Source organism: Eubacterium sp. 14-2, from assembly GCF_000403845.2.
Taxonomy (GTDB): domain Bacteria; phylum Bacillota; class Clostridia; order Lachnospirales; family Lachnospiraceae; genus Petralouisia.
The window spans coordinates 839,463-862,881 of record NZ_KE159568.1 but is presented as its reverse complement, the minus strand read 5'-3'; the positions used below and the strand labels follow the sequence as shown (position 1 = coordinate 862,881).

17 protein-coding genes are annotated in these 23,419 nt (G+C 46.8%); 13 read left to right on the top strand and 4 right to left on the bottom strand.

Translation table 11 applies throughout. The features are described from left to right. Positions 1-56: 56 nt before the first annotated feature. On the bottom strand, positions 57-1,067 hold the full coding sequence (asnA, locus tag C805_RS20930) for an aspartate--ammonia ligase (protein ID WP_016216008.1): 1,011 nt from the start codon (positions 1,065-1,067) through the stop codon (positions 57-59). A 153-nt stretch (positions 1,068-1,220) separates the two neighbouring features. Between asnA and C805_RS20925 the strand changes: the two genes are divergently transcribed. Then, a complete protein-coding gene (locus C805_RS20925) occupies positions 1,221-1,910 on the top strand; it encodes an MgtC/SapB family protein (RefSeq protein WP_016216007.1) in 690 nt (229 codons plus the stop codon). Between the two features lie 54 nt (positions 1,911-1,964). Continuing rightward, entirely contained in the window at positions 1,965-2,786 is an 822-nt protein-coding gene (gene larE, locus C805_RS20920) for an ATP-dependent sacrificial sulfur transferase LarE (RefSeq protein WP_016216006.1), read from the top strand. 108 nt (positions 2,787-2,894) lie between these two features. On the opposite strand, the gene C805_RS20915 is transcribed toward larE, so the two are convergent. The 3 genes from C805_RS20915 to C805_RS27195 are packed head-to-tail and all read right to left on the bottom strand — an operon-like array spanning position 2,895 to position 5,952. Beyond that, a complete protein-coding gene (locus tag C805_RS20915) occupies positions 2,895-3,308 on the bottom strand; it encodes a response regulator (RefSeq protein WP_016216005.1) in 414 nt (137 codons plus the stop codon). Beyond that, positions 3,305-4,423, bottom strand: a complete 1,119-nt coding sequence (locus C805_RS27200; RefSeq protein WP_242832705.1) for a response regulator — start codon at positions 4,421-4,423, stop codon at positions 3,305-3,307. Before C805_RS27200 ends, C805_RS20915 begins: the two co-directional genes overlap by 4 nt. After that, positions 4,330-5,952, bottom strand: a complete 1,623-nt coding sequence (locus tag C805_RS27195; protein ID WP_016216003.1) for a histidine kinase N-terminal 7TM domain-containing protein — start codon at positions 5,950-5,952, stop codon at positions 4,330-4,332. The genes C805_RS27200 and C805_RS27195 overlap by 94 nt, the downstream gene beginning before the upstream one ends. 189 nt (positions 5,953-6,141) lie before the next feature. On the opposite strand from C805_RS27195, the gene C805_RS20900 reads away from it, so the two are divergent. The 11 genes from C805_RS20900 to cas2 all read left to right on the top strand — a co-directional run bounded on the left by C805_RS20900 (position 6,142) and on the right by cas2 (position 23,192). Continuing rightward, entirely contained in the window at positions 6,142-7,884 is a 1,743-nt protein-coding gene (locus C805_RS20900) for a phosphoadenosine phosphosulfate reductase domain-containing protein (RefSeq protein ID WP_016216002.1), read from the top strand. An 11-nt stretch (positions 7,885-7,895) separates the two neighbouring features. After that, positions 7,896-8,795 (top strand): DUF4007 family protein, encoded by a 900-nt coding sequence (locus C805_RS20895; RefSeq protein ID WP_016216001.1) that lies wholly within the window; start codon positions 7,896-7,898, stop codon positions 8,793-8,795. A 30-nt stretch (positions 8,796-8,825) separates the two neighbouring features. Further along, a complete protein-coding gene (locus C805_RS20890; RefSeq protein WP_016216000.1) occupies positions 8,826-12,398 on the top strand; it encodes a hypothetical protein in 3,573 nt (1,190 codons plus the stop codon). A 38-nt stretch (positions 12,399-12,436) separates the two neighbouring features. After that, positions 12,437-13,597: an aminotransferase class V-fold PLP-dependent enzyme gene (locus C805_RS20885; protein ID WP_031201603.1), complete on the top strand. Its 1,161-nt coding sequence runs from the start codon at positions 12,437-12,439 to the stop codon at positions 13,595-13,597. A 37-nt stretch (positions 13,598-13,634) separates the two neighbouring features. Further along, positions 13,635-15,473 (top strand): DUF262 domain-containing protein, encoded by a 1,839-nt coding sequence (locus tag C805_RS20880; RefSeq protein WP_016215998.1) that lies wholly within the window; start codon positions 13,635-13,637, stop codon positions 15,471-15,473. Between the two features lie 39 nt (positions 15,474-15,512). Continuing rightward, a complete protein-coding gene (locus C805_RS26840) occupies positions 15,513-15,665 on the top strand; it encodes a hypothetical protein (protein ID WP_016215997.1) in 153 nt (50 codons plus the stop codon). Positions 15,666-15,720: 55 nt separating this feature from the next. Then, positions 15,721-17,739, top strand: coding sequence for an AAA family ATPase (locus C805_RS20875; protein ID WP_016215996.1), 2,019 nt, complete (start codon positions 15,721-15,723; stop codon positions 17,737-17,739). A 3-nt stretch (positions 17,740-17,742) separates the two neighbouring features. Beyond that, positions 17,743-18,261: a hypothetical protein gene (locus C805_RS20870; RefSeq protein WP_016215995.1), complete on the top strand. Its 519-nt coding sequence runs from the start codon at positions 17,743-17,745 to the stop codon at positions 18,259-18,261. Positions 18,262-18,480: 219 nt separating this feature from the next. Beyond that, positions 18,481-21,882, top strand: coding sequence for a type II CRISPR RNA-guided endonuclease Cas9 (gene cas9 / locus C805_RS20865; RefSeq protein WP_016215994.1), 3,402 nt, complete (start codon positions 18,481-18,483; stop codon positions 21,880-21,882). 91 nt (positions 21,883-21,973) lie between these two features. Continuing rightward, a complete protein-coding gene (gene cas1 / locus C805_RS20860; RefSeq protein ID WP_016215993.1) occupies positions 21,974-22,879 on the top strand; it encodes a type II CRISPR-associated endonuclease Cas1 in 906 nt (301 codons plus the stop codon). After that, positions 22,872-23,192 (top strand): CRISPR-associated endonuclease Cas2, encoded by a 321-nt coding sequence (cas2, locus tag C805_RS20855; RefSeq protein ID WP_016215992.1) that lies wholly within the window; start codon positions 22,872-22,874, stop codon positions 23,190-23,192. The genes cas1 and cas2 overlap by 8 nt, the downstream gene beginning before the upstream one ends. The last annotated feature ends 227 nt before the right edge of the window (positions 23,193-23,419 follow it).

Sequence of the window (23,419 nt, the reverse complement as noted above, 5' to 3'; positions counted from 1 at the left end):
AGGGGCCTTATTGAGGAGGAGCATCCTGTTTTGCCGGATGCTCCTCCTGATGTCTGCTATAACAGGGGAATGCCGTGTTTTTCTGTTTCCTGTATCACGTCTTCTTTCCAGAGAGAGGACTGCACCTCGCCGATATGGGCTTTCCGCAGGAAAAACATACAGATACGGGACTGGCCGATGCCGCCGCCGATGGTAAAGGGAAGCTCTTCCCGCAGGATGGATTTCTGGAAGGGAAGTTCGGCCCGTTCCGGACAGCCGGCTTTTTCAAGCTGCTCAAGAAGAGCCTGACGGTCTACCCGGATTCCCATGGAGGAAAGCTCCAGCGCAATGTCCAGAACCGGATAATATACCACAATATCAGCGTTCAGGGCCCAGTCGTCATAGTCCGGAGCTCTGCCGTCATGGGGTTCCCCGGAGGCCAGTCTGTCACCAATCTGCATAATGCATACAGCGCCCTTTTCTCTGGCAATCAGCAGTTCCCGTTCTTTGGGGGCAGATTCCGGGAACCGGTCTTCCAGTTCCTGAGTGGTGAGAAAGAAAATATCAGGAGGAAGGATTTCCTCTATGTAATCATAGCGGATAGCCATATATTTTTCTGTTTTGCGGAGGACTTTGTATACATTCCGAACCGTTTCTTTTAAATATTCCATATTCCGGTCTTCTCCGGAAATGACTTTTTCCCAGTCCCACTGATCTACAAAAATGGAATGGATATTGTCTGTTTCTTCGTCCCGCCGGATGGCGTTCATATCCGTGTAAAGCCCCTCTCCCAGGGAAAAACCGTATTTTTTCAGTGCATAACGTTTCCATTTTGCCAGGGAATGCACAATTTCCGCAGCTTTTTCATTCTGTTCCTTAATGCCAAACGTAACCGGGCGTTCCACACCGTTAAGGTTGTCGTTCAGGCCGGAATCCGGGTCAACAAACAGGGGTGCGGATACACGCTGCAGATTCAGACGCTCCGACAGCAGATTCTGGAAGAAATCTTTCACTGTCTTGATGGCAACCTGGGTATCGTGTAAATCAAGCTGAGGCTGGTAATTGTCCGGTATTATTAAATGTTTCATAATGATCTCCTTACTGTGAGGTTCTTTTCAGGTCCGAGTATCATTATATGCCTGCAAATGCATTTTTTCAATAAGGAATTCAAAAGGACAGGGAAGTTTCCTGCCAAAAGCAGAGAGAAATGTGGTATACTTTCCCACAGAAGGAGGGATGATATGAAGCTGACAGATTTCATACGGCAGACAGAATGGATGGCCAGAATTTTGCTGGCAGGCTTCTGCGGCGGTCTGATAGGTTATGAGCGGGAAAGCCGGAAGAAAACAGCGGGCCTTCGCACCCATGTGATTGTGGCCGTTTCCTCGGCATTGATGATTGTGCTGTCCAAATATGGATTTCAGGACGTGGTGGGGCAGTATGTGCGGGTGGATCCTGCCAGAATTGCAGCGGGAGCAGTGGCCGCCATTGGATTTCTGGGTTCCGGGGTTATTTTTTCCCGCAATAAAAATGTAAGCGGAATCACCACATCGGCCGGAATCTGGGCTACGGTAGGCGTGGGCATGGCAGTGGGAGCAGGCCTGTATCTCATCGGAATCTGTACCACGGTTATTGTGGTGCTGGTGGAAATTTTTCTGGGGCGTCAGGGCAAACTCTCCCATATTATAAAAGATGTGTACGAGGTGGAGGTGGAATATATTTTCACCACGGATGCAGGAAGCCGGATTGGCGGAGAGATAAAAAAGGAACTGGAAGAGACTTACCAGTGCCGGATTCTGAAATTCCGCACGGTAAAAAAGGGAAACCGTATCCGCCTGGAAATGCTGGTGCGGACGTCTCAGGGAAAAGAACTGTTTCATCTCACGGAATTTGCAGAAAAATATCAGGAAATCAGAAAGATTACGATTTAAGCCCAGGTGTTTTTACCGCCTGAGGCTGTCTGAACCGGAAAAACGGAGGAAATTATGACAGAAAAAGCAAAAGAAGCAGCAAATAGAAAACTGGAACGGTTAAAACAGAATCTCAGCTCCATGGGCAGTGTGGCCGTGGCCTTTTCCGGCGGCGTGGATTCCACTTTTCTGCTGAAAGCAGCTAAGGAGGTTCCTGGTTTACAGGTACTTGCGGTTACAGCCAGGTCTTTCGCCTTTCCGGGACGGGAACTGGAGGAAGCAGAGGAATTCTGCAGGAAAGAGGGAATCCGCCAGATTGTTTTTGAATTCCGGGAACTGGAAATTGAGGGTTTCTGGCAGAATTCTCCCAACCGCTGTTATTTCTGCAAAAGAACGTTCCTTCAAACAGTCAGGGAAATTGCAGAAAAGCAGGGGATAAACTGCGTGGCGGAAGGCTCCAATGTGGATGATGAGGGGGATTACAGACCCGGTATGCAGGCAGTGGCAGAGCTTGGCGTCAGAAGCCCTCTGCGGGAAGCCGGACTGACCAAAGGGGAAATCCGGCTGCTGTCAAAAGAAATGGGACTGGCTACCTGGAAGAAACCGTCCTTTGCCTGTCTTGCTTCCCGGTTTCCTTATGGAGAAACCATCACAGAAGAAAAACTTGCCATGGTGGAACAGGCGGAACAGCTTCTGCTTAAGCTGGGATTTTCCCAGTTCAGAGTCCGGATACACGGTACCATGGCCAGAATTGAAGTGCTGCCTGAAGAGTTTACCAGACTGTTTCAGGAAGAAATCAGGGAGGGGGTTATCAGGCAGTTTCGGGAATACGGATTTACCTATGTGTCCCTGGATCTGGAGGGATACCGCACCGGAAGCATGAATGAAATCCTGTGAAAATACTTTGACTGAAAGGCAAACAGATGAATAAAAGGGCCCCTGCGGGTTATGCAGGGGCAGAGACCGTGTAAAAAACAATGACTGTTTATATCACAGGGTTTTATATCATGATTCCACATTTGCGGTATTTTCCGGCTCAAAGACCCGGCGGATTCTTTTAATCAGATTATCAGTACTGAAAGGCTTCAGTATGTAATCGCAGATTCCCAGTCTGGCGCTGGACAGGACAAAGTCCTTATCTTCCACGCCGGTAAGCATGATAACCGGTATGTCAGCCATATCATCCATTCCGCGTATTTCCTGCAGGGTTTCGATACCGTTCTTCTGTTCCATCTGAATGTCCAGGAGAATCAGGTCCGGTTTTTCCATTTCCAGATACTTTAAAGCCCGTATTCCTGAATTGACCGTGATTACGTCATAATCATTCTGCAGGATATTTGAAATTCTTGTTAAGACAATAGCATTATCGTCTACCGCTAAAATGCGTTTTCTGGAATCGCTGCATTCTGTTTGACTCATTTGACTTCCTCCTCCTTTTTGAGTATGCTCAGAAGCTGACTCAGCAAATCTTCCGCATTGTCATCCTCATATAATCTCAGTTGCTCCCGTATCTGCAACAGTCGTTTTCCGACTTCTTCCGGCAGTTCATGGAGCAGCATTCCCTCCACTCTTTCCGCACAGTTCCGGGAGCGAAAATGCTTCAGTTCTTCCAGAGCTGCCTCAGTCTGTTCTGCCAGCTCCTGAATCGGCAGACCGGGAAGTTTTTCTGCTCCGTCATCTTCCTGTCTGCGTCCTTCCAGAAACTGTTCGATATTTGCCAGAAGGGTTTCATATTCAGCCATCAGCACCGGAAACTGTTCCGTGATAAATGCGCTGTCTCCCTGTGCGGCGGCATTTTCCTGTGCACGGGCCATGGCTGAAACCTCCATGGCTCCGATATTGGCAGAAGCGCTCTTAAGTCCGTGTACCTCTATCTGATAATGTAAAATATCTGAATCCACAAGTTCATGCAGAAGCGCTGTTTTGCGTTTTCCATCCATGCAATAAAGCTCCAGCAAATCCACAAAGCTGTCTTCATCGCCGGAAAAATATTCCATGGCGGCGTTTATGTCCAACCCGTCAATCTTAAATTCTGACGGGTCCAGAGGTCTGGCTTCTTCCGGAAGCTCTTTTTGCTTTCTGTGTTTTTCCGGAATCCAGCGCAGCAGAAGCTGGTTCAGCTCTTTTCTGTCCAGAGGTTTGGAAATGAAATCCTGAAAACCGCATTTCAGGAAATGCTCCCGCATACCTTCCATGGCATTGGCGGTCAGTGCAACCATAACAGGTGTGGTTCCGTTTTCCCCACAGTCTCTGCGGATAATCTCCGCCGCCTCAATGCCGTCCATGCCGGGCATCATATGATCCATAAAGATAATATCATATCGGATATTGCGCACCAGTTCGATGGCTTCCGGTCCGTTTTCTGCTTCTGTCAGATCAAAGGCGTAATTTTTCAGAAATCCTCTGGCAACCTTGCGGTTGATGACATTGTCGTCCACAATCAGTACCCGGATACCAGGGGCGGTAAAAGTATCTGTGAGTTTCTGTTCTGTCTGCGGAAGTTCCGGCATTTCCGAAATCGGGCGTCTGTCCACGATTTTCTGAGGAATGGTAATTGTAACAGTAGTTCCTTGTCTGCCCCTGGTTTTCCGCTTATATATACCCGTACATATCCTTTTTTCGTGAATTTAATGGCATTGTTGAGAATATTAATCAGAATCTGCCGGATTCTTCCGTCATCGCCGTTGTAGCGGCAGGGAATCGTCTGGTCGCACTCATATTTGAGGATAATTCCCCGCTGGGAAGCCGCCATATCCATGATTCCCACAATCTCGTTTGCAATCACTTTTATGTAGTAATTTTCGTACACCAGTTCCATTTTACCGGCTTCCACTTTGGAAAGGTCCAGAATGTCATTGATAATTGCCAGCAGATTTTTTGCCGCAGACTGCACATCTTTGGCATGGGCATAGATTTCCGTATCCCCGCATTCTTCCATGATAATATCATTCAGGCCGATAATGGCGTTCATGGGGGTGCGTATCTCGTGGGACATATTGGCAAGAAATTCACTTTTTGCAATGCTGGCTTTTTCTGCCTGCTGGCGTACGCGCTTGATTTCATTGATATAGGCCTTTGTATCGGTCATATCCAGAATTAAAATAGTACAGCCCTGTATTTTGCCGTTTTCATCCACAATATGCCTGCTGTGGCTTTCATAATGCCGCCCGTTGATGGAAAAACTCCGGGTAACGTTTTCATTCAGCATTTCCTCCTGAAAATCTTCCACTACCCGGATATTTTCTCCCAGCTTGTGGGCAGGCAGACGGGTGAAGATTTCTGCCGCCGCTTTGTTATAGCTGACCAGCCGGTCATGGTCGTCCAGGGTGATTACGCCGTCGCCCAGACTTTCCAGAACCTTTGCCGCCGCCAGATGGCGGAAATCATAATTACGCCGGCTCCAGACCACGATGACCACAAGAGACATGGAAATGGTCAGTGTCACCGGTGTGAAATCGAATATTTTTACCAGTTTAAAGATATAGGCGATCAGTACAATAACAGGAAGGGTGGAAATTCCAAGAATTGTCCAGTACTGGCGGTTGACCTGCTGATCCGACCGTCCGCGGATGGCGCTCAGTAATGTAAAGATACAAAGTGCATAGGGAATGACAATACGGCTGAACAGAAAAAACACATACAGCGGGCCATAGGTAATACTGACATAATGAAATCCATCCGTATCTGCCAGCCATCGGACCTCCTGATAGAAAAGGCCGTTCCAGTTAAAAAAGACTGTGGGCAGAAGAAAGAAACTGATTACGCTGAGAACGTTTAAAAGTGTCTTCGGAGGAGTGATATAACAGTAAATATAAATAAACCAGCAATAACCCAGGGGAACAAAGGCAGAACCCATATTTTCCACCGTTACTGCCGTCATGGCAGCTTCCACGGTGGGGGCCGTCAGTTCCAGTAAATAACCTGCGTTCTGTATCAGTGAACCGCACAGAATAAAGATTAACAGTTTCTGTTCTCTTGTGCCATCTCCGTTCAGGAGAAGCAGCAGCGCTATTACAGTCAGGCAAATGCCAAAACATTCCAGAAAAATAACAAAATTTACCATATTGTGTTTTGCTCCGGTGTCAGGAAATAGCATATAACAGCCTAAATGGCACACTGGCAGGGCGCCGCGGGTAATCCGTCCGGCAGAAATAAATTCTTTTGTAAAAGGAAAAATACAGGTTGAAATTCTCTTTAAAAGAGAATAAAATAAATGCTGTATAACGAAAGAAAAGAATTATGAGGAATCGGTATGATTACATATACATGCAGAAACAGGAAGCAGGAAACAGAGGAGCCGCTGCCCTGCACCAATACACGATGTGAGACAAGTCGCTGCCCCTCCTGTGGAGGAAGGGCGGAAGCAGAGTCGGAGATTTACTGGTGCAGCCAGTGCCTGGTTCCTCTGTACGAAAAGAGATGCAGTCTGTGTGGCCAGGAGGGGAAACGTCTGGCCACCGATGTCCGTCCGGTGTTTCCGGAGGAACGTCTTCTGGTGGAAATTATTTTGGGGAAACCCTTTGCATATGCGGAGGCGTCTGTGTGGAACGGGGCCGGCAACTATTATTTCGTAAACGGCCGTAAGATTCCCTTTTCTGTCAGCAGTCTGAAAGAAGCGGACTGCCATGCCATAAGGAGCCAGTATGAAGATCTGAAACACCAGAACACAGAAGAGTATTTTGAAAAACACCGGCAGCGGTTTGTAAAAGCCAACAGTCTCAGGTATGAGAAAATCCTGGAGGAAGCAGGCTCTTATATCCGGGAAAAGGCAAAAGATACGCCGGTTCTGGATATGTTTGTATCGTTCAGCGGAGGAAAAGATTCCACCGTCACTTCGGATCTGGTCATCCGGGCGCTGGGCCATCCGGAAATCATGCATATTTTCGGAGATACCACACTGGAATTTCCCTCTACTTATGAATATGTAAAACGGTTTCGGAAAACCCATCCGAAAACACCCATGGTTTCTGCCCGGAACAGAGAAAAGGATTTTGAAGGGCTCTGTAAGATGATTGGGCCGCCCAGCCGGGTAATGCGCTGGTGCTGCACCGTTTTCAAAACAGGAGTCATTCAGAAGAAAATCAGATCTCTGTTTCGGGAAAAAAACCAGATTCTCACCTTTTACGGAATCCGCCGCAGTGAATCTGTCAGCAGGAGCAAATATGACAGGGAATCCGACAGTCCCAAAATTACAAAGCAGAGAATTATTTCTCCCGTCATTGACTGGATGGATTTTGATATATGGCTGTACCTTTTTACCGGAGAAATTGATTTCAATGAAGCGTACCGCCTGGGATATGCCAGAGTGGGCTGCTGGTGCTGTCCCAATAACAGTGACTGGTCAGAATTTCTCTCCTCCGTGCACATGCCGGAGCAGTCGGAGCGGTTTCACCATCTGCTGGTGGAATTTGCGGAAAGCCTTGGCAAGGAGGATGCGGAAACCTACGTGCGGGAGGGAGGCTGGAAGGCCAGACAGGGCGGAAACGGTGTGGCCTATGCAGAAAAATCTGTGGTGGCTTTCCGGCCCTGCGCCATGGAAGAAAATACCTTTTATTATGAGTTGCAGCGTCCCGTTTCGGAGGAACTGTACGAGCTGTTCCGGCCTTTCGGCTATCTGAATTTTGAGATGGGACACGCCGCAATGGGGGAAGTATATGTGCTGAACAGACAGGGCGAGATGCTGTTAAAGCTGCAGGGCCGCAAAGGCTTAAGGGAATTGAAAGTAACGATTCTGAGTGTCAGAATTGCCGGGGCCAGGGATTTAAAAACCGCGGAAGAACGGGTAAAATGCCAGCTTACCAAATATCAGATGTGTATGGGCTGTCTGGCATGTGAAAGTGTATGCAGATACAACGCCCTTTCTGTGAAGGAGAAGAAAGACGGCGGAACAGAATACCGGATTTCAGACGAAAAATGCCTGCGGTGCGGAGCATGTGTGAACCACTTTACCGCAGGATGTTACATGAGAAAAGTGCTTTCCATTAAAAGAACATGAGGAGACAGAAAATGAAGGATTCCGTTCGTTTCAGAGGACATGAAAGTTTTATTATAAGGGAAGGATGGCTGAACAAGGGACTGCGGGAGGTCAAAAGAAATCCCAGAGTCTTTTTTGAAAATTATGGTGCGGACGCCCTGGGCGTGGGGCCCAATATGGCAAAATCCATCCGCTACTGGCTTAAATGCAGCGGACTGTCAGACGAGAGCGTCCGAACGGTGGTAAGGCTTACAGATCTGGGAGAAATGATTTTGCAGAAGGACCCGTATTTTGAGGAAATGTTTTCTCTGTGGACCGTTCACTGCAATATTGCCCGGAACCGAGGCCAGGCCACTGCCTGGCAGATGTTTTTCAATGAATTTGACTATACGGAATTTACCGGGGAAGAATTGGAGCGGAAAATGATGGAACTGGCGGGAAATGCGTCGGGGGAGCAGAAAGTATCTCCCCGTTCCGTAAAAGATGACTGCGACGCCATTTTGCGCATGTACAGCCGAAAGACTGCAAAAGGCACAAGTCCGGAGGAAAAGAATGTCAGTCCCTTTGGAGCGCTGGAACTTCTGAAACAGACAGAGGATGGCTACGAGAAGGTGCAGCCCCGGCTGAATAAGCTGCCGGCGGAAACGGTACTGTATCTTATGGCCGGCCGGGCCGGAAAAGAGAGAGGAATCCATATGGAGGATCTGCTGGTGCGGCCGGGAGGACCGGGAAAGATACTGAATCTGAAACGCACCGGCCTGATGGAACTGCTGGAACAGCTGGAGTGGGCCGGGAAGATTATTCTCAACCGGACTGCCGGGCTGGATATGGTATATCTTCCGGGAAACACAACATCAGACCAGGTCCTGCAGGAATACTATTATGGAAATTCCGGCGGCAGGAAATCGGCCGCCTGGGTTTGCGGCAGATAAAGACCGGGAAAGGGCAGAGAGGGAAGCAGAATGAAACAGTTAAAACAATATATCAGCATTAACAGCAGGTTTCAGAAATCTGTAAATCTGAGTCTGGACCTGGGAAATGCAGACCGGATTGGCAGCTATATTCCCACCCGTTCTTCCATTCAGATTTTAAAATACTATCTGAAAAATATACTGGAAGAATCAACGGAGAATGCAACAGTCCTGATGGGGCCTTATGGAAAAGGAAAATCCCATCTGCTGCTGCTTCTGCTGGCTTTTTTACAGGGAGAACAGAAAGGTACTGCGCCGGTGCTGGCCCGGATATCGGAGACAGACCGGGAAGCAGCAGACATGGTGAACCGGTTATACCGGGAAAAAAAGCGTTTTCTGCCTGTACTCATAGGGGGAAGGGCATCGGATCTGAACACTGCTTTTCTCTATGGGTTAAAAGAAGGGCTGGAGCGGGAAAATCTCAGGGATATTATTCCCGAAAGCGATTATTCGCAAGCATTGAAGACCTTAAAGCTGTGGCGGCGGGAATATCCTGAGGTGTACGGTAAGTGGCAGGAGTTTCTCACAGACCAGGGGGAAACTCCGGTAAATGTAAAAAAGGGACTGGAGCGGATGGACGAAAGGGCCATGAAGCTGTTTCTGGAATGCTATCCCAGACTCACAGCCGGAAGCCGGTTTCTGCCCATGCTTGGGTCGGACGCCATGAGAGTTTATCAGGAAGTGGGGAGAAAGCTGACAGAACAGTACGGTTATACAGGAATGGTACTGGTGTTTGATGAGTTCAGCAAGTATGTGGAAGGCCATGGAAAAGAAGGGTTTGCCAGAGATATGAAGACACTGCAGGACATGTGCGAACTGGCCAATAACAGCAGGGAGCAGAAGCTGCAGATAATACTTGTGGCCCATAAGAGTATTCATGAATATGAAAAAGGCCTGGACAAATCGGTAAAAGACGCCTTCCGGGGTGTGGAGGGGCGTCTCAGGGAAGTGAGATTTCATGGCTCTGCCAGAAATCATTACGAGCTGATTGCCAGCACACTGCTCAAAAAGGAGCCGGAATTTTCGGAATTATTTTCTGAATATGAAAAGCAGACCGGATATCAGGAAATTCTGGAAAAATCCTGCAGCCTGCACTGCTTTCTGGGACTGTTTCCGGACTATGATTTTTATAAGCAGGTCATGGGCAGAGGCTGTTTTCCCCTGACGCCTGTGTGCGCCTGTATCCTTTTGCATATCAGTGAACGGGTGGCCCAGAATGAACGTACAGTTTTCACCTTTCTGGCCGGAAGGGAGCGCGGGAGCCTGCCGGAAATTCTGGAGGAATCAGAAGAATACTGGGTGGGAGCAGACGCGGTGTACGATTATTTCAAACCCCTTTTTCGGGAAAACAGCGATCAGCCCAAAATCCACAGTGAATGGCTGAAAGCAGATTATGCCTTAAGACAGACAAAGGATCCGGCGGAACAGAAGATTATAAAGGCCATCGGGCTGCTTCGGATGATTCATCAGGAGGATGAGCTTCCGGCAGTGGACGCTTCCATACGTCCGGCGCTGGGGATGGAAGAAGGAACCTACCGGAAGGCCCTGGAATCTCTGAAACAGCAGGAACTGATTTTGTTTCGGAGCAGCCTTGGGGTCTATGCCTTTAAAAATCATACCGGGCTGAATATTGACAGGGAGATTGAGGCGGAGATGGCAAAACAGCCGGAACCGTTTCCTGTCTGCAGTTACCTGAGCCGGATATCAGATCTGGAATATGTCCTGCCTAAACAGTACAATCAGGAGCGGAATATGACCCGGTATTTCCGGTATGAATTTTTAACAGCAGAAGATTTTTTCCGCATGGAAACCCTTTCCTGGATGTTTGAAGAGCAGTTTTCGGACGGGAAAATACTGGCTCTGGTCAGCGAAAAGGAAATCGACAGAGAGCAGGTCAGAGAGAAAACAGAAGCATTGCAGGAGGACAGAATCGTGGTTCTGGTGCCGGAACAGCCCTTTGCCCTGGTAAAGCATATAAAGAAGCTGGCGGCAGTATACGCCCTGAAAGAGCGGCCGGGATTTGCAGAAGAACATAAGGTGCTGCTGCGGGAACTGGACCTGTATGAAGAAGATATTGTGTTTGAAATCAATACTTTGCTGGAGCGGGATTTCATGCCGGGATACGGAGCCTGCGGCGTGGCCAGAAAAGGGGAGCCGGTCCGTATCTTTGAAAATGATATGGAATTTAACCGAATGTTAAGTGAAATCTGTGAGCAGTATTACCGCTTTTCGCCCGTTGTGAATCACGAACTGCTGAATATTCAGCATGTGTCCGGACAATACCTGAGGGCCAGAAATAAAGTGGTAAAAGCTCTGCTGATGGATCAGGCAGAGACGTTCCGGCAGGGGACAGCTCCGGAAAATATGGTGTACCGGGCTGCCTTTGTGAGGACGGGAATTCTGGACAGCAGTTATGAAAAGGACAGGGGCTGCGGCAGGATTCTGGATGAAACAGACAGGTTCCTGGCACAGTGTATCGGACAGCGCAGAACCTTTCAGGAACTGTACCGGAGGCTTCAGGGAAAGGATTACGGCGTGCGCAGAGGGATTATGCCGCTGTTTCTGGCACAGCGTCTTGGGATGGCGGAAGGGATTCCGGTGATCTATCTTAAGAAAAAAGAACTGGAAGTCAGTGAGGAAGTGTTAAACAGCGTCAATGATTTTCCGCAGGATTACCAGTTATATCTGGAGCCGGAAAGCGGGAAAAAGGAACAGTATTTAAGAACGCTGGAGCAGTCCTGGCGGGGAGAGGGAATTGCGTTCAGCCGCCAGAACCGCTGGATAAAACTTATGGAAAACATGCAGAGATGGTATCGCTCTCTGCCAAAATATACCATGGTCACCGGAAAATTTCCCAGGGAAGAACAGAGGAAAACAGAACGGTTCCGGAACCTGCTGAAACGCAGCGAACTAAATCCCAGAGAATTTCTGTTTGAACGGATTCCGGAAATTATGACAGAAGAAGGGCAGGAGGCTGATTTACAGAAAGCAGCCGAAGAGCTGCTCCGTGTCAGAGCCCGGATGGAGCAGGCGTTTTTCCGTCTGCAGTCCTGTGTGGCAGAGGATATCCGCAGTATATTCCACGGAAAAGAACAGGAAAGCCTGAAAGGATGTCTGCTTTCCTGGTATCGGAAACAGGAGGCGGCGAAGCAGGAATATATTCTGAATAAAGACGCCCGCGGATTCCTGGAATATCTGAAACATCTGGAAACCAATGATGAGCAGGAAATTATCTTCTGCCTGTCCAGGCTGGTGATGGATTTGTCCATGGAGGACTGGAATGACGATACGCCGGAACGGTTTCGGGAAAAAATACGGAATGTAAAGCAGGAAGTGGAACAGGCGGCGGGAGACAGCGGAGAACGGGGAAAGAAAACCATTATACTGATGGATGAACAGGGGAGGCGCATCAGGCGCAGTTATGAGGCCGAAACTTCTGATTCTACCAGCAGTTTTCTGAAAAACATGATTGACGAAGCCATGGAGGATTTTGAGGATACACTGGAAACCAGCCAGAAAGTGGCAGTGCTGGCAGAGGTGCTGCAGGAGCTGATAAACCGATGAATGACAGGGAAAATGGCTGGCCCTGTTATGGAGGAGATATGAAAGACTTAATATATTTTGATAATGCGTCAACCACATTTCCAAAACCGGAGCCCGTTTACCGGGCAATGGAGGAAGCCGGAAGACATTTTGCAGTGAATGTGGGAAGAGGCGCTTACCGGCTGGCACGGGAGGCCTTCCGGCTGACAGAGGACACAAGGGAGGAAATCCTTCATCTGGTTCAGGGAAATTACGGGGCAGAGACGGTTTTTACTCCTTCTGCCACCATTGCCTGTAATCAGGTGCTGGGAGGTCTGGAGTGGAAACGTGCAGATGTGGTTTATGTAACTCCTTTTGAGCACAATGCTGTAATCCGGGTGCTTCATCATCTGCAAAAACAGTATGGATTTGAAGTGGAAGAACTGGCTGTTCACCAGGAATCTCTGGAGATGGACAGGGAGAAAATCAGATATCAGTTTTTACGGAAACCACCGGCTGCGCTGATTATGAACCATGTCAGCAATGTAACCGGGGCCATCCTTCCCTGGCAGGATATTGCAAAACTGGCAGAGGAATATAAAGCTGCTGTGATTGTGGACGGTTCTCAGGCCCTTGGACTGGTGCCGGTGTGCCTGAAGCATACGAATGTGGACTTCTATATATTTGCAGGCCATAAAGCCCTCTGCGGGCCTCTGGGAATCGGAGGTTATGTAAATAACAGCGGCAGGAAACTGAAACAGATTCTGTTCGGGGGAACAGGAAGCGATTCCCTGAATCCGGAGGTCAGTCCGGAAGATGTGAGAGGATATGAACCGGGAAGCATGAATATCACAGCCATTGCAGGGCTGGAGGCGGCCATAAAAGAATCTGTCCGGTCAGCAGCAGAAGAAAGGCTGAGAGAAGAACAGCGGCTGCGGGAAGGGCTCCTTGAGAAGCTGAACAGGATACCGGAAATCCAGCTGTATCCGCCACTGCACTCAGCGGCTGCGGGAATTGTATCTCTGAACGTAGAAGGGTATCAGGCCGAAGAAGTGGGGATTCTGCTGGACGAAAAGTATGGGATTGCTGTGCGGACAGGGTATCACTGTGCGCCTCTGATACATAAATATCTGAAAGATAAGGAATATGGCGGTACGGTGCGGGTGAGCCTGGGACCTTTTACCACAGAGGCGGAACTGGATGTTCTTGCAGAGGCGTTGGAGGAGATTGCAGCAGGATGACAGATTTTATGTGAAGCACGAAAGAGGAGGGTTTTTTATGAAAGCGGAGGCAAAGTCAGTAAAAGAAATTTTTGGCGGAGGGCCTCAGAAGCTGGTTGTGCCGTTTTTTCAGAGAAGGTACGTCTGGAAAAAAGAAAACTGGAAAGAATTACTGGATGCCATTGAAGGGAACCGGGAAGTCCAGGTGTTTCTGGGCTCCATTATTATCAAATGGGGAGAGAGCAGAGAACCGTCGGAGGCGGCCATTGTGGACGGGCAGCAGAGGCTCACCACAATCTCACTGCTGACCAAGGCAATCTATGATGAATTTGACGATGAAATGCGCCAGAATGTAAGGGATACCATACAGAACGTGCTGTTTTACAAAAGGAACACCACAGATTCCCTGAAAAACAGTGAAATTAAAATTTCCCATTCCAGAGTGGACAGGGACAGCTATGAGGCCATTATCAGGCAGGGGGTGTTTGAGGGAAGCAGGCCCCGGACGGAAGCAGAGAAAGAAGGATCTCCCCAAATCAGACAGTGCTATCACTATTACCGCAGGGTGCTCCATGAAAAAGACCAGCAGGAACTGAAGGATATTTTTGACATTATGTACAATGACAATAACAAGATGCTGGTCAGAATTGAACTGACAGAGCACGACGTGAACGAACAGTCTATTTTTGATACCATCAACCGGGCGGGAGCCCGCCTGAGCACCGCGGATATTATCAAAAACAATCTGTTTCAGGGATTTATGGAAAGCTGCGGAAATGACCGGGAAAAGCAGCGCCGGGTAAGCGAAATTTATAATGAGAAGTGGGACAGGATTTTTTACTCGGAGGACGGGGAAAACGAATGGGATCTGAAACGGCGTTTTGGAAATGTGGACAGAAATAATCTGGAATTTCTGCTGTACTGCGTGGCCTGTATCAAATGGACGAAAGAAGATAACAGGGATTTTTTCGGAAATCTGGATAATGCTTATACCAGAGAAACAGCCGCTTATGATTTTTCAGAGTATGCCGCACTGATAAATGAGATTTATGAGTATGCCGGTCTGTTCAGCAGATATATCACCGGCCTGAATCAGATTATGAGTGATAAAGACAGGGCGGAAAGAGAATATTTTTCCTGGCAGGAGGATGTGAGGCGGCTTCTGCTGGTTTTAGAGGAATTCGGCATACAGATGTTTTATCCTTTTATTCTGAAAATCCTGAAAGAGTCCGGAGAAAATCTGCAGGATGAAACCATAAGGAAGCAGTGCCGGATACTGGAATCTTTTGTAATCCGGAGAAGGATTATGGGGACGAGTGTTTCGGATTATGCGTCCAGATGCAGTCTGATTCTGAATCAGGGTGCGGAAAAATTATTTTCCGCAGCAGGAGAAAAGGCAGTCAATATCAGTGACGGAGAAGTCAGAAGACAGCTGACGAAGATGAAAAGCGACACAGCCAAAATGCTTTTATTTCTGACAGAGCTTTCCCGCAGAAATAAAAACTCAGACGAAAAGGCCCTGACCTATACTTATACGCTGGAGCATATTATGCCCCAGAAATGGCAGGAAAACTGGCAGGTTTCGGAGGATGAGGCGGAGAACCGGCAGAATCATATTGACGATCTGGGCAATCTGACCCTTTTGAGAAATTCTCTGAACAGTTCCGTAAGGAACATGGATTTTAAGACAAAAATAGAAGGCATTCCAAAATCGGGAAAGCAGAAGGCCAGAGAGGGGTACAAAGGGAATGTAACACTGAAAATCACCGGGGAAATCATTGAACAGTACGATGCAGGCAGGACAGAGTGGAATGAATGCAGGATTGATGAGAGAAGAGAAAAACTGGCGGAGGAAATACTGGCATTATGGCCTTTCTATACAGGAGAGGCGGAGTGAAAGAAAGGGAAGACCGGTTCTGCAGGAAGGAGAAAGAAAATGAAGGAGATCAGTAAACAGTTATTGCAGGAAATCACCCTGCAGGTACTGCATATGGAGCGGAAAAATCTGCGGAGCAAAGCCAGGAGCGACCAGAAAATGTCGGAGGAACTCCAGAAAGTCATTGTGGAGTATGCCAGAAGAAATCATTGAGCATCCCTGTCCGGGCGGGTTTATAACGGTGGCAGGATAAAGGAGAAGATGTATTATGCGGTTTGAGCGTGTTACTCTGTATAATTTTATGCGCTATAAAGGCGAAAACAGAATAGAATTCAGCTGTGAGAAAGAGAGAAATGTAACGGTTGTTCTGGGAGATAATACCGTTGGGAAAACCACCATTGCCCAGGCATTCCGCTGGTGCCTGTATGGAGCTGTGCTCACGGAACGGGGAAAGAGACAGGAAGATTATCAGCTTTTGAATACGGATGTGCTGGCACTGATGAATGCGGACAGCAGGGCCAGTGTCCGGGTGGAACTGGTTGCCTCAGATGAGGAAAAGCGCTATACCATCCGCAGGGAAATTGTCTGTACACGGGCATATCCCCGGCTGACAGCAGAAACATTTCAGAAGAAACTGACCATGTATATTTCAGATATTTGCAGCAGCCAGTCGCTGATTGAAGTGGAGGAACGGAAGGTGGACGAGCTCATCAATGAGCTGTTCCCCGGAAATCTGTCCCATTATTTTCTGTTTGATGGGGAACGGTGGAATGACATTACCGTAAACGGGGTCAGGGAAAATATCAGAGATTCCGTACATATCCTGACCGGTCTGTCTGCATACCAGGCAGCCATGAAACATCTGAAGGATATGGGTTCTTATTCTGTTATCAGCAAATTTAAAAAGAAAATAACAGGCTCCGGGAATCTGTATGACAATCTGGAAGGGGAATACAGAAGATGCGGGCGGGAAATCGAAGGCTGCAAAAAAGAACTGGAAACCATAGAAATCAATCTCAGCAACAGCCATAAGAAATGTCAGGAAGTGCAGGAATATCTGGAGACGAACCGGAATACGGAAAAGCTGCAGAGCCAGTACCGGAATCTGGGAATTGTCAGAAAAACCCAGGGAGAGAGATGTATCAGCGAACGGAAAATGATGGTGGGTGAATTCAGTGACAAGGCTTACATGCTTTTTGCAGAACCACTGACAGAAGCGTCCGGGGCACTGGTAAAATCTGTGGCCGGAGAACGACGGGATATTCCCCATATGCGTCAGGCGACCATAGATTATATCATGAAAAGCGGAAGATGCATCTGCGGAACTGAACTTACACCGGGGACGACGGAATGGGACTGTCTGCTGGAGCAGAAAAACTATCTTCCGCCGGCAGATATCGGCTCCCTGCTGGGAGAATTTGAACGAACTGCTTTAAGGTGGAAAAACCGGGTAAAAAATTTGCCGGAAGAACTTCGTGCAATGGCAAAACAGACAGACGACTGTGTGAAAAACTATGAAGAAACCTGCAATGAATATATTATGCTGGAACAGCGGATGGACGCCCATATAGATTTTGCGGAACACAGAAAGAGGCTGGGAAGTTATCAGAAAAACATACAGGAACTGAATTACCGGAAAGGGCAGATACAGGGGAAAATACAGACGTTCCTGCGTCAGCAGGAACATCTGGCAGAAGAAATGAAAGGGCTGGAAGCAAAGAACGAGGAAAATCAGCGCTGGCGGGAACGGGTGGAGCTGGCGGAAGCACTGTATAAAAAGCTGTCCCACGATTTTTCCATGGAAGAAAAGAAGATATTTCTGGAGCTGAATGAGCAGATACAATACAATTTCCGGCGGATGTTCAATGCGAAAGAGAAAAAGATAGAGCTGTCTGACCAGTATAATATTCAGATGTACTATAAAACAGACCTGGGGTACAGAGAAGAAAAGAACCTGTCCGAGGGAGAAAAGATTGCCAGGAATTTTGCATTTATTGTGACGGTTATGGATTACAGCAAAAAGAGGAAAGCAGAAAAAAATCCTGACATTCCTCAGGGAAATGACACTCTTCCCATTGTACTGGACGGCCCTTTTTCCAAGCTGGGAGCGGAGAATATCCGCTTAATTGCAAAAGTGCTCCCGGAAGTGTCAGAACAGGTGATTATCTTTATGCTGAAAAAAGACTGGAAATACACAGGGCTGGATGACTATGTGGGAAAAGCGTATTACATTGACAAAAAAGCGGATCAGTCATACGCAGCTATCCGGGAAGTGGAGGAATTTTAACTGATGGCAGCTTTTGAATTTTTCAAAAAGGAATTTGAATTTCGCGGAAAACATGCCAGAATGGCAGGAGAACTGTGGGTGCCCAATGACTATGAACATACATATTTCCGGCGGCTGATTGACCTGTATCTTACTGCGGCTGTTATAGGATTCCGCGTGGACCGGAAAGCAGAGGCGGATTATGCCCCCAACGAGTCAAAAAGTATTTTTCCGGAACAGATGATGGGAGCCAAAGAAGATCTGGATTTTATCATGCAGATGATTATGATTCTGGAAAACAGAACCGGAATGTCGCCGGAAGACAGTGTGAAAAAAGCATTTCGGGGAGCGGAAACACAGGAAGAATTTGAATATTACAGAGACTTGTTTAATTCTTATGTACGGGGCGGCCTGGAAGAACTGTATGAAAGGCTGGTATTGCGGAAAGCAGAGGTAGATGAGGAATTTTATGATGAAAAAACTGCCAATACCATGGCGTTGATGGAACGGTTTGGGACCTCCTTCCAGGTTCCTGCGGAATAATGCAGATATCCCAAATCCGGACAACGCTAAGAAACTGCTAAGAAATGAAAACTTTCTGACAGATATTTACAAAATGGGACAAAAAGGATATAATAAATGCGTATTATATCATACCAAGAAATAATATGGTTCCTACAATAAGGTAGAACACCAAAAAGCTCTAATCCCATTCCTCGGAATGGGATTATCTTTTTATAAAAATGAGTAAAGGAGCAGGGTATGGATTTGAATTACAGAATAGGGTTGGATATTGGGATTGCATCGGTAGGATGGGCAGTGCTGGAGAATAACAGCAAAGATGAGCCGGTGAGAATTGTGGATCTGGGAGTCAGATTATTTGAAGCGGCGGAAGTGCCGAAAACAGGTGCGGCTCTTGCGGAGCCAAGGAGAGAAGCCAGAACCACAAGAAGACGTCTGCGGCGGAGGAAACACCGCCTGGAGCGGATGAAGTGGCTGCTGCAGGAATATGGTCTGATTCAGACAGAGGAATTTATGAAACGGTATCATTCTGCGGGACTGCCGGACGTATACCGGCTGAGATATGAAGGGCTGGAACGGAAATTAAAAGATGAAGAGCTGGCTCAGATTTTAATACATATCGGAAAGCACAGAGGGTTCCGTTCTACCCGGAAAGCGGAATTAAAGGATAAGAATGACAAAGAAACAGGCGCGGTTTTGTCAGCCACCAGAGAAAATGAGAAGCTGATGGAGGAACATGGCTATCGTACCGCAGGTGAGATGATATACAAAGACGATAAATTCAGAACCGGATGTACCTGGAAGGAAGAAGGCTACCGCCTGACGCCCCGGAATAAAGAAGGGGATTATAAGAATACCATGCTGCGGGCCCTTTTGGAGGACGAGGTGAAAGTAATTTTCGACTGTCAGAGGAAATTCGGAAATCAGAAAGCCTCAGAAGAACTGGAGAAAGCATATCTTGCCATAATGACCAGTCAGCGCTCCTTTGACATGGGGCCGGGAAAACAGCCCGATGGAAGCGCGAGCCCTTACGCCATGGAAGGATTTGGAGACCGGGTGGGGCTTTGCGCCCTGGAACCCAGAGAAAAACAGGAGCCAAGAGCGCCAAAAGCCGCCTATACATCAGAACTGTTTGTGGCGTTGCAGAAAATAAATCATCTCCGCATTACGGAAAAAAATGGAAAGGGCCGGGGACTGACATCAGAAGAACGTGAGAGATTGTCTGATTTGCTGCATAAGAAAAAAGAATTAACCTATGGCGCCGTGCGAAAAGAACTGCAGCTGGATCTCAGATACCGTTTCAATACACTGAATTACAGCAGCAAAAAAATGACAGAAGAAGAAAAAATAAAAGATGCGGAAAAGGCAAAGTTCGTCAGTATGGTAAGCCATTATGAATACCGAAAGCGCATGTCCGGCATGTTGGAACAGCTGTCGCCGGAAGAACAGGCGGATTTGATGGATGAAGTGGGTAAAATTCTGACTCTTTACAAAAATGATGATACCCGCAGCAGGGAATTTCAGAAACTGGGTCTGGACTCAGAAATCACAGAAGAACTTCTGGAGCTGAATCCCAGAGGATTTCAGCATGTTTCTCTTAAGGCCATGAAAAAGCTGATGCCTTATTTGAAAGAAGGCCTTACTTATGACAAAGCATGTGCAGAAGCCGGATATGATTTTCAGGGAAGTGTACAAAAGGAAAGGTCCCGCTTATTAAAGGGAAAAGAAATCACGGATATTATCAATGATATCAATAATCCGGTGGTAAAACGTTCTGTCTCCCAGACAGTCAAAGTAATTAACGCCATTATACAAAAATACGGGAGTCCTCAGGCAGTCAATATTGAACTGGCCAGAGAAATGTCCAGAAATTATGATGAGCGCAGAAAAATGGAAAAACAGATGAAGGATCGCCAGTCAGAAAATGAAAGGGCCAAAAAGGAAATTCAGGAACTGGGAAATGCCTTTCCCACCGGGCAGGATATTCTGAAATACCGTTTGTGGCACGACCAGGATGGAATATGCATGTATTCCGCTAAAAGAATTCCACTAGCGGAACTGTTTACGGGAGCATATGATATCGACCATATCCTTCCCTACAGCATTACCTTTGATGACAGCTACCGGAATAAGGTACTGGTCACTTCTGAAGAGAACAGGCAGAAAGGCAACCGCATTCCATATGAGTATTTCGGCAGTGATTCCGAAAGGTGGAGTAAATTTGAAACACTGGTGAATTCCCGTATCAGAGATTACAGAAAACAGCAGAATTTATTAAAGCAGAGCTTTACGGAAGAGGAACGAAAGGAATTTAAACAGAGAAACCTGAATGATACAAAATACATTACCCGTGTGATTTACAATATGATCCGGGAGAACCTGGCGCTGGCCCCCTATAACAGTCCGGGAAAGAAAAAACAGGTTTTTGCAGTAAACGGAGGGGTAACGGCCTATCTGCGGAAACGATGGGGAATGTCAGCAAAAGACCGCTCCATTGATACCCATCATGCCAGGGACGCAGTGGTGATTGCCTGCTGTACAGATGGCATGATACAGAAAATCTCCAGAAACATACAGGGAAGAGAACTGCTGTATGCCAGAGGTTTTACGGCGGTTGATGTGGAAACAGGAGAGAAATTTACCAGAGATGATTTTACCAGAGACCAGTGGGACGAGATATTCGGCGTGCAGGTACCGAAGCCCTGGGAGTATTTTAATGAAGAACTGGATATTCGTCTGGGAGAAAATCCCGTAGAATTTATTGAAACTCATTCCGATGTTTCCAGAAAACTGGATTATCCGGCGTGGTTTTATGAAAATAATATTATCCGGCCTGTTTTTGTATCCCGAATGCCCAACCGGAAAGTGACCGGAGCAGCCCATGCGGATACCATCCGAAGTCCCAGGCACTATCAGGAAACCGGCTCTGTTCTGACTAAAACTGCCCTGATCGATTTGAAACTGAACAAAAAAACAGGAGAAATAGAAAATTATTACAAGCCCGAAAGTGATACGCTGTTATATAATGCCTTAAAGGAGCGCCTGGAATTGTATGGCGGCGACGGAAAAAAGGCATTCGAAGAGCCTTTCTATAAGCCTAAAGCAGATGGCTCCAGAGGAAATCTGGTAAGAAAAGTGAAAACATATGATAAACTCACCCTTGGGGTGTATGTGAATTCCCAACATGGGATAGCCGCCAATGCCAATGGCTCCATGGTGCGTGTGGATGTGTTCCGCGTCAGTGGAAAATATTATTTTGTACCGGTTTATATTGCGGATGTGGTAAGGAAAAGACTGCCCATGAAAGCGGTAGTCCAGGGAAAGCAGTATATTGACTGGAAGGAAATGGAAGATAAAGATTTTATTTTCAGCCTGTATACCAGAGATTTGATTTCTTTTAAATCCAAAAATGGGAAAAAGGTGACCTGTGTGGACGGGACATCAAAGGCAGTGAATGAAGAAATTGTTTATTATTATGGGGCGAATATATCAACGGCAAGTTTTAGTGGAAAGTCACATAATGGAAGTTTTGAGTTTACAAGTTTAGGAATTCAGGGCCTGGAATATCTGAAAAAATATCAGGTGGATGTACTCGGAAATGTATCGGAGGTAAAGCGGGAAAAGAGAATGGGATTTCGTTAGAGCCGGGTGCACAGTTTACGAAATATTGGCTGGTATGAAGGAAGAACAGGTGGTAAAACGCAGGAATGCCTGCTGGCAGCGGAGGTGATATATGGGATTTCGGAATATTAAAATCGAGGGCAGCAGAAAGCTGCATATTGAAAATCAGCAGCTGGTAATTGGAGGAGACAGAGATGTCAGGATTCCTTTGGAGGACATTAACAGTATTTTGATAGAAAATCATTCTGTGATGGTGTCCGCTTATATGCTTCAGAAATTTGCTGATATGGGAATTGCTTTGTATGTCTGTGATGAAAAGCATCTTCCCAATGGTGTATTGCTGCCGCTGGTAAGGCATAGCCGGCATTATAAACTGTTAAAGTGCCAGATGGAGATAAGTAAACCGCTGCAGAAACGACTGTGGCAGCAGATTGTGATACAAAAGGTTCGAAATCAGTCCTTATGTCTGAAACTGAGCGGCAGGACAGGAGACACAGAACTGCAGAAGATGTGCAAAGAAGTGCAGTCCGGAGACAGAACCCATGTGGAAGCAAAAGCGGCAGCCTTTTATTTTCGAAATTTGTTCGGACCGGAATTTTCAAGAGGTGAAGAACATATCATCAATGCAGCATTAAATTATGGATATGCCATTGTCAGAGGAATGATTGCCAGAAGCCTTGTATGTTATGGGATGGAACCTTCCATCGGGCTTTTTCACCGGAGTGAGTTAAACAGTTATAATCTGGCGGATGATTTTATTGAGCCGTTTCGTCCCATTGTCGATTTATATGTGGCTTCAAAGTTTGATATGTCAGAATCTTCCCATGCATTGACACCGGAAATAAAGCGTGAGCTGTATGGAATTGTAAATTTTGAAATGCAGATAAAAGGAGAAAAACGTATTCTGAGCAACTGTGTTGACGGAATGGCGGCAAGTTACAGCAGTGTATTGCAGGATAAGTGCGAAATGCTGAGTCTGCCGGAACTGATACAGCTGCAGGTACATAGTTATGAATAAATTTATGAGAATGATAGTATTTTTTGATTTACCGGTAGTTACTGCGAAGGAGAGAAAAGCAGCAGCGAAATTCCGTAATTTTCTGTTAAAAGACGGGTATCATATGATGCAGTTTTCCGTTTATACCAGGATTTGCAATGGCACAGATGCAGTGGAGAAGCATGAGGCCAGACTGAATCTGAATTTGCCGTCCAAAGGTTCTGTTCGTTTGCTGACAATCACAGAGAAACAATACGAATCCATCCATATTCTGTTGGGTAAAAAGACATTTGATGATACCGGAGAATCGGCAGAATTATTAAATATTTTTTAGAAAAAGAATAAAATTCAATCGTTTTTCCGGCAAAATCAGAGATTTTAAATTGAGAAAAATCCGCATAACCTTATTGGTTATGCGGATTTTCTGTTCCCTATTATACCATACCAAGAAATAAATGGGAACTACAACTAAGAACAAATAATATCTGGGTGTTTACCTATTATACCATACCAAGAAATAAATGGGAACTACAACTGTTATGTTTCACTTTATAGAGATTG

Excerpts from the sequence above, each read along its gene's own strand:
- C805_RS20900 (WP_016216002.1), top strand. The coding sequence starts at position 6,142 with ATGATTACATATACATGCAGAAACAGGAAGCAGGAAACAGAGGAGCCG.
- C805_RS20870 (WP_016215995.1), top strand. The coding sequence starts at position 17,743 with ATGGCAGCTTTTGAATTTTTCAAAAAGGAATTTGAATTTCGCGGAAAA.
- C805_RS20885 (WP_031201603.1), top strand. The coding sequence starts at position 12,437 with ATGAAAGACTTAATATATTTTGATAATGCGTCAACCACATTTCCAAAA.
- C805_RS20880 (WP_016215998.1), top strand. The coding sequence starts at position 13,635 with ATGAAAGCGGAGGCAAAGTCAGTAAAAGAAATTTTTGGCGGAGGGCCT.
- cas1 (WP_016215993.1), top strand. The coding sequence starts at position 21,974 with ATGGGATTTCGGAATATTAAAATCGAGGGCAGCAGAAAGCTGCATATT.
- C805_RS27195 (WP_016216003.1), bottom strand. The coding sequence starts at position 5,952 with ATGGTAAATTTTGTTATTTTTCTGGAATGTTTTGGCATTTGCCTGACT.
- C805_RS26840 (WP_016215997.1), top strand. The coding sequence starts at position 15,513 with ATGAAGGAGATCAGTAAACAGTTATTGCAGGAAATCACCCTGCAGGTA.
- C805_RS20895 (WP_016216001.1), top strand. The coding sequence starts at position 7,896 with ATGAAGGATTCCGTTCGTTTCAGAGGACATGAAAGTTTTATTATAAGG.
- cas9 (WP_016215994.1), top strand. The coding sequence starts at position 18,481 with ATGGATTTGAATTACAGAATAGGGTTGGATATTGGGATTGCATCGGTA.
- C805_RS20875 (WP_016215996.1), top strand. The coding sequence starts at position 15,721 with ATGCGGTTTGAGCGTGTTACTCTGTATAATTTTATGCGCTATAAAGGC.
- larE (WP_016216006.1), top strand. The coding sequence starts at position 1,965 with ATGACAGAAAAAGCAAAAGAAGCAGCAAATAGAAAACTGGAACGGTTA.
- cas2 (WP_016215992.1), top strand. The coding sequence starts at position 22,872 with ATGAATAAATTTATGAGAATGATAGTATTTTTTGATTTACCGGTAGTT.
- C805_RS20915 (WP_016216005.1), bottom strand. The coding sequence starts at position 3,308 with ATGAGTCAAACAGAATGCAGCGATTCCAGAAAACGCATTTTAGCGGTA.
- C805_RS20925 (WP_016216007.1), top strand. The coding sequence starts at position 1,221 with ATGAAGCTGACAGATTTCATACGGCAGACAGAATGGATGGCCAGAATT.
- asnA (WP_016216008.1), bottom strand. The coding sequence starts at position 1,067 with ATGAAACATTTAATAATACCGGACAATTACCAGCCTCAGCTTGATTTA.
- C805_RS20890 (WP_016216000.1), top strand. The coding sequence starts at position 8,826 with ATGAAACAGTTAAAACAATATATCAGCATTAACAGCAGGTTTCAGAAA.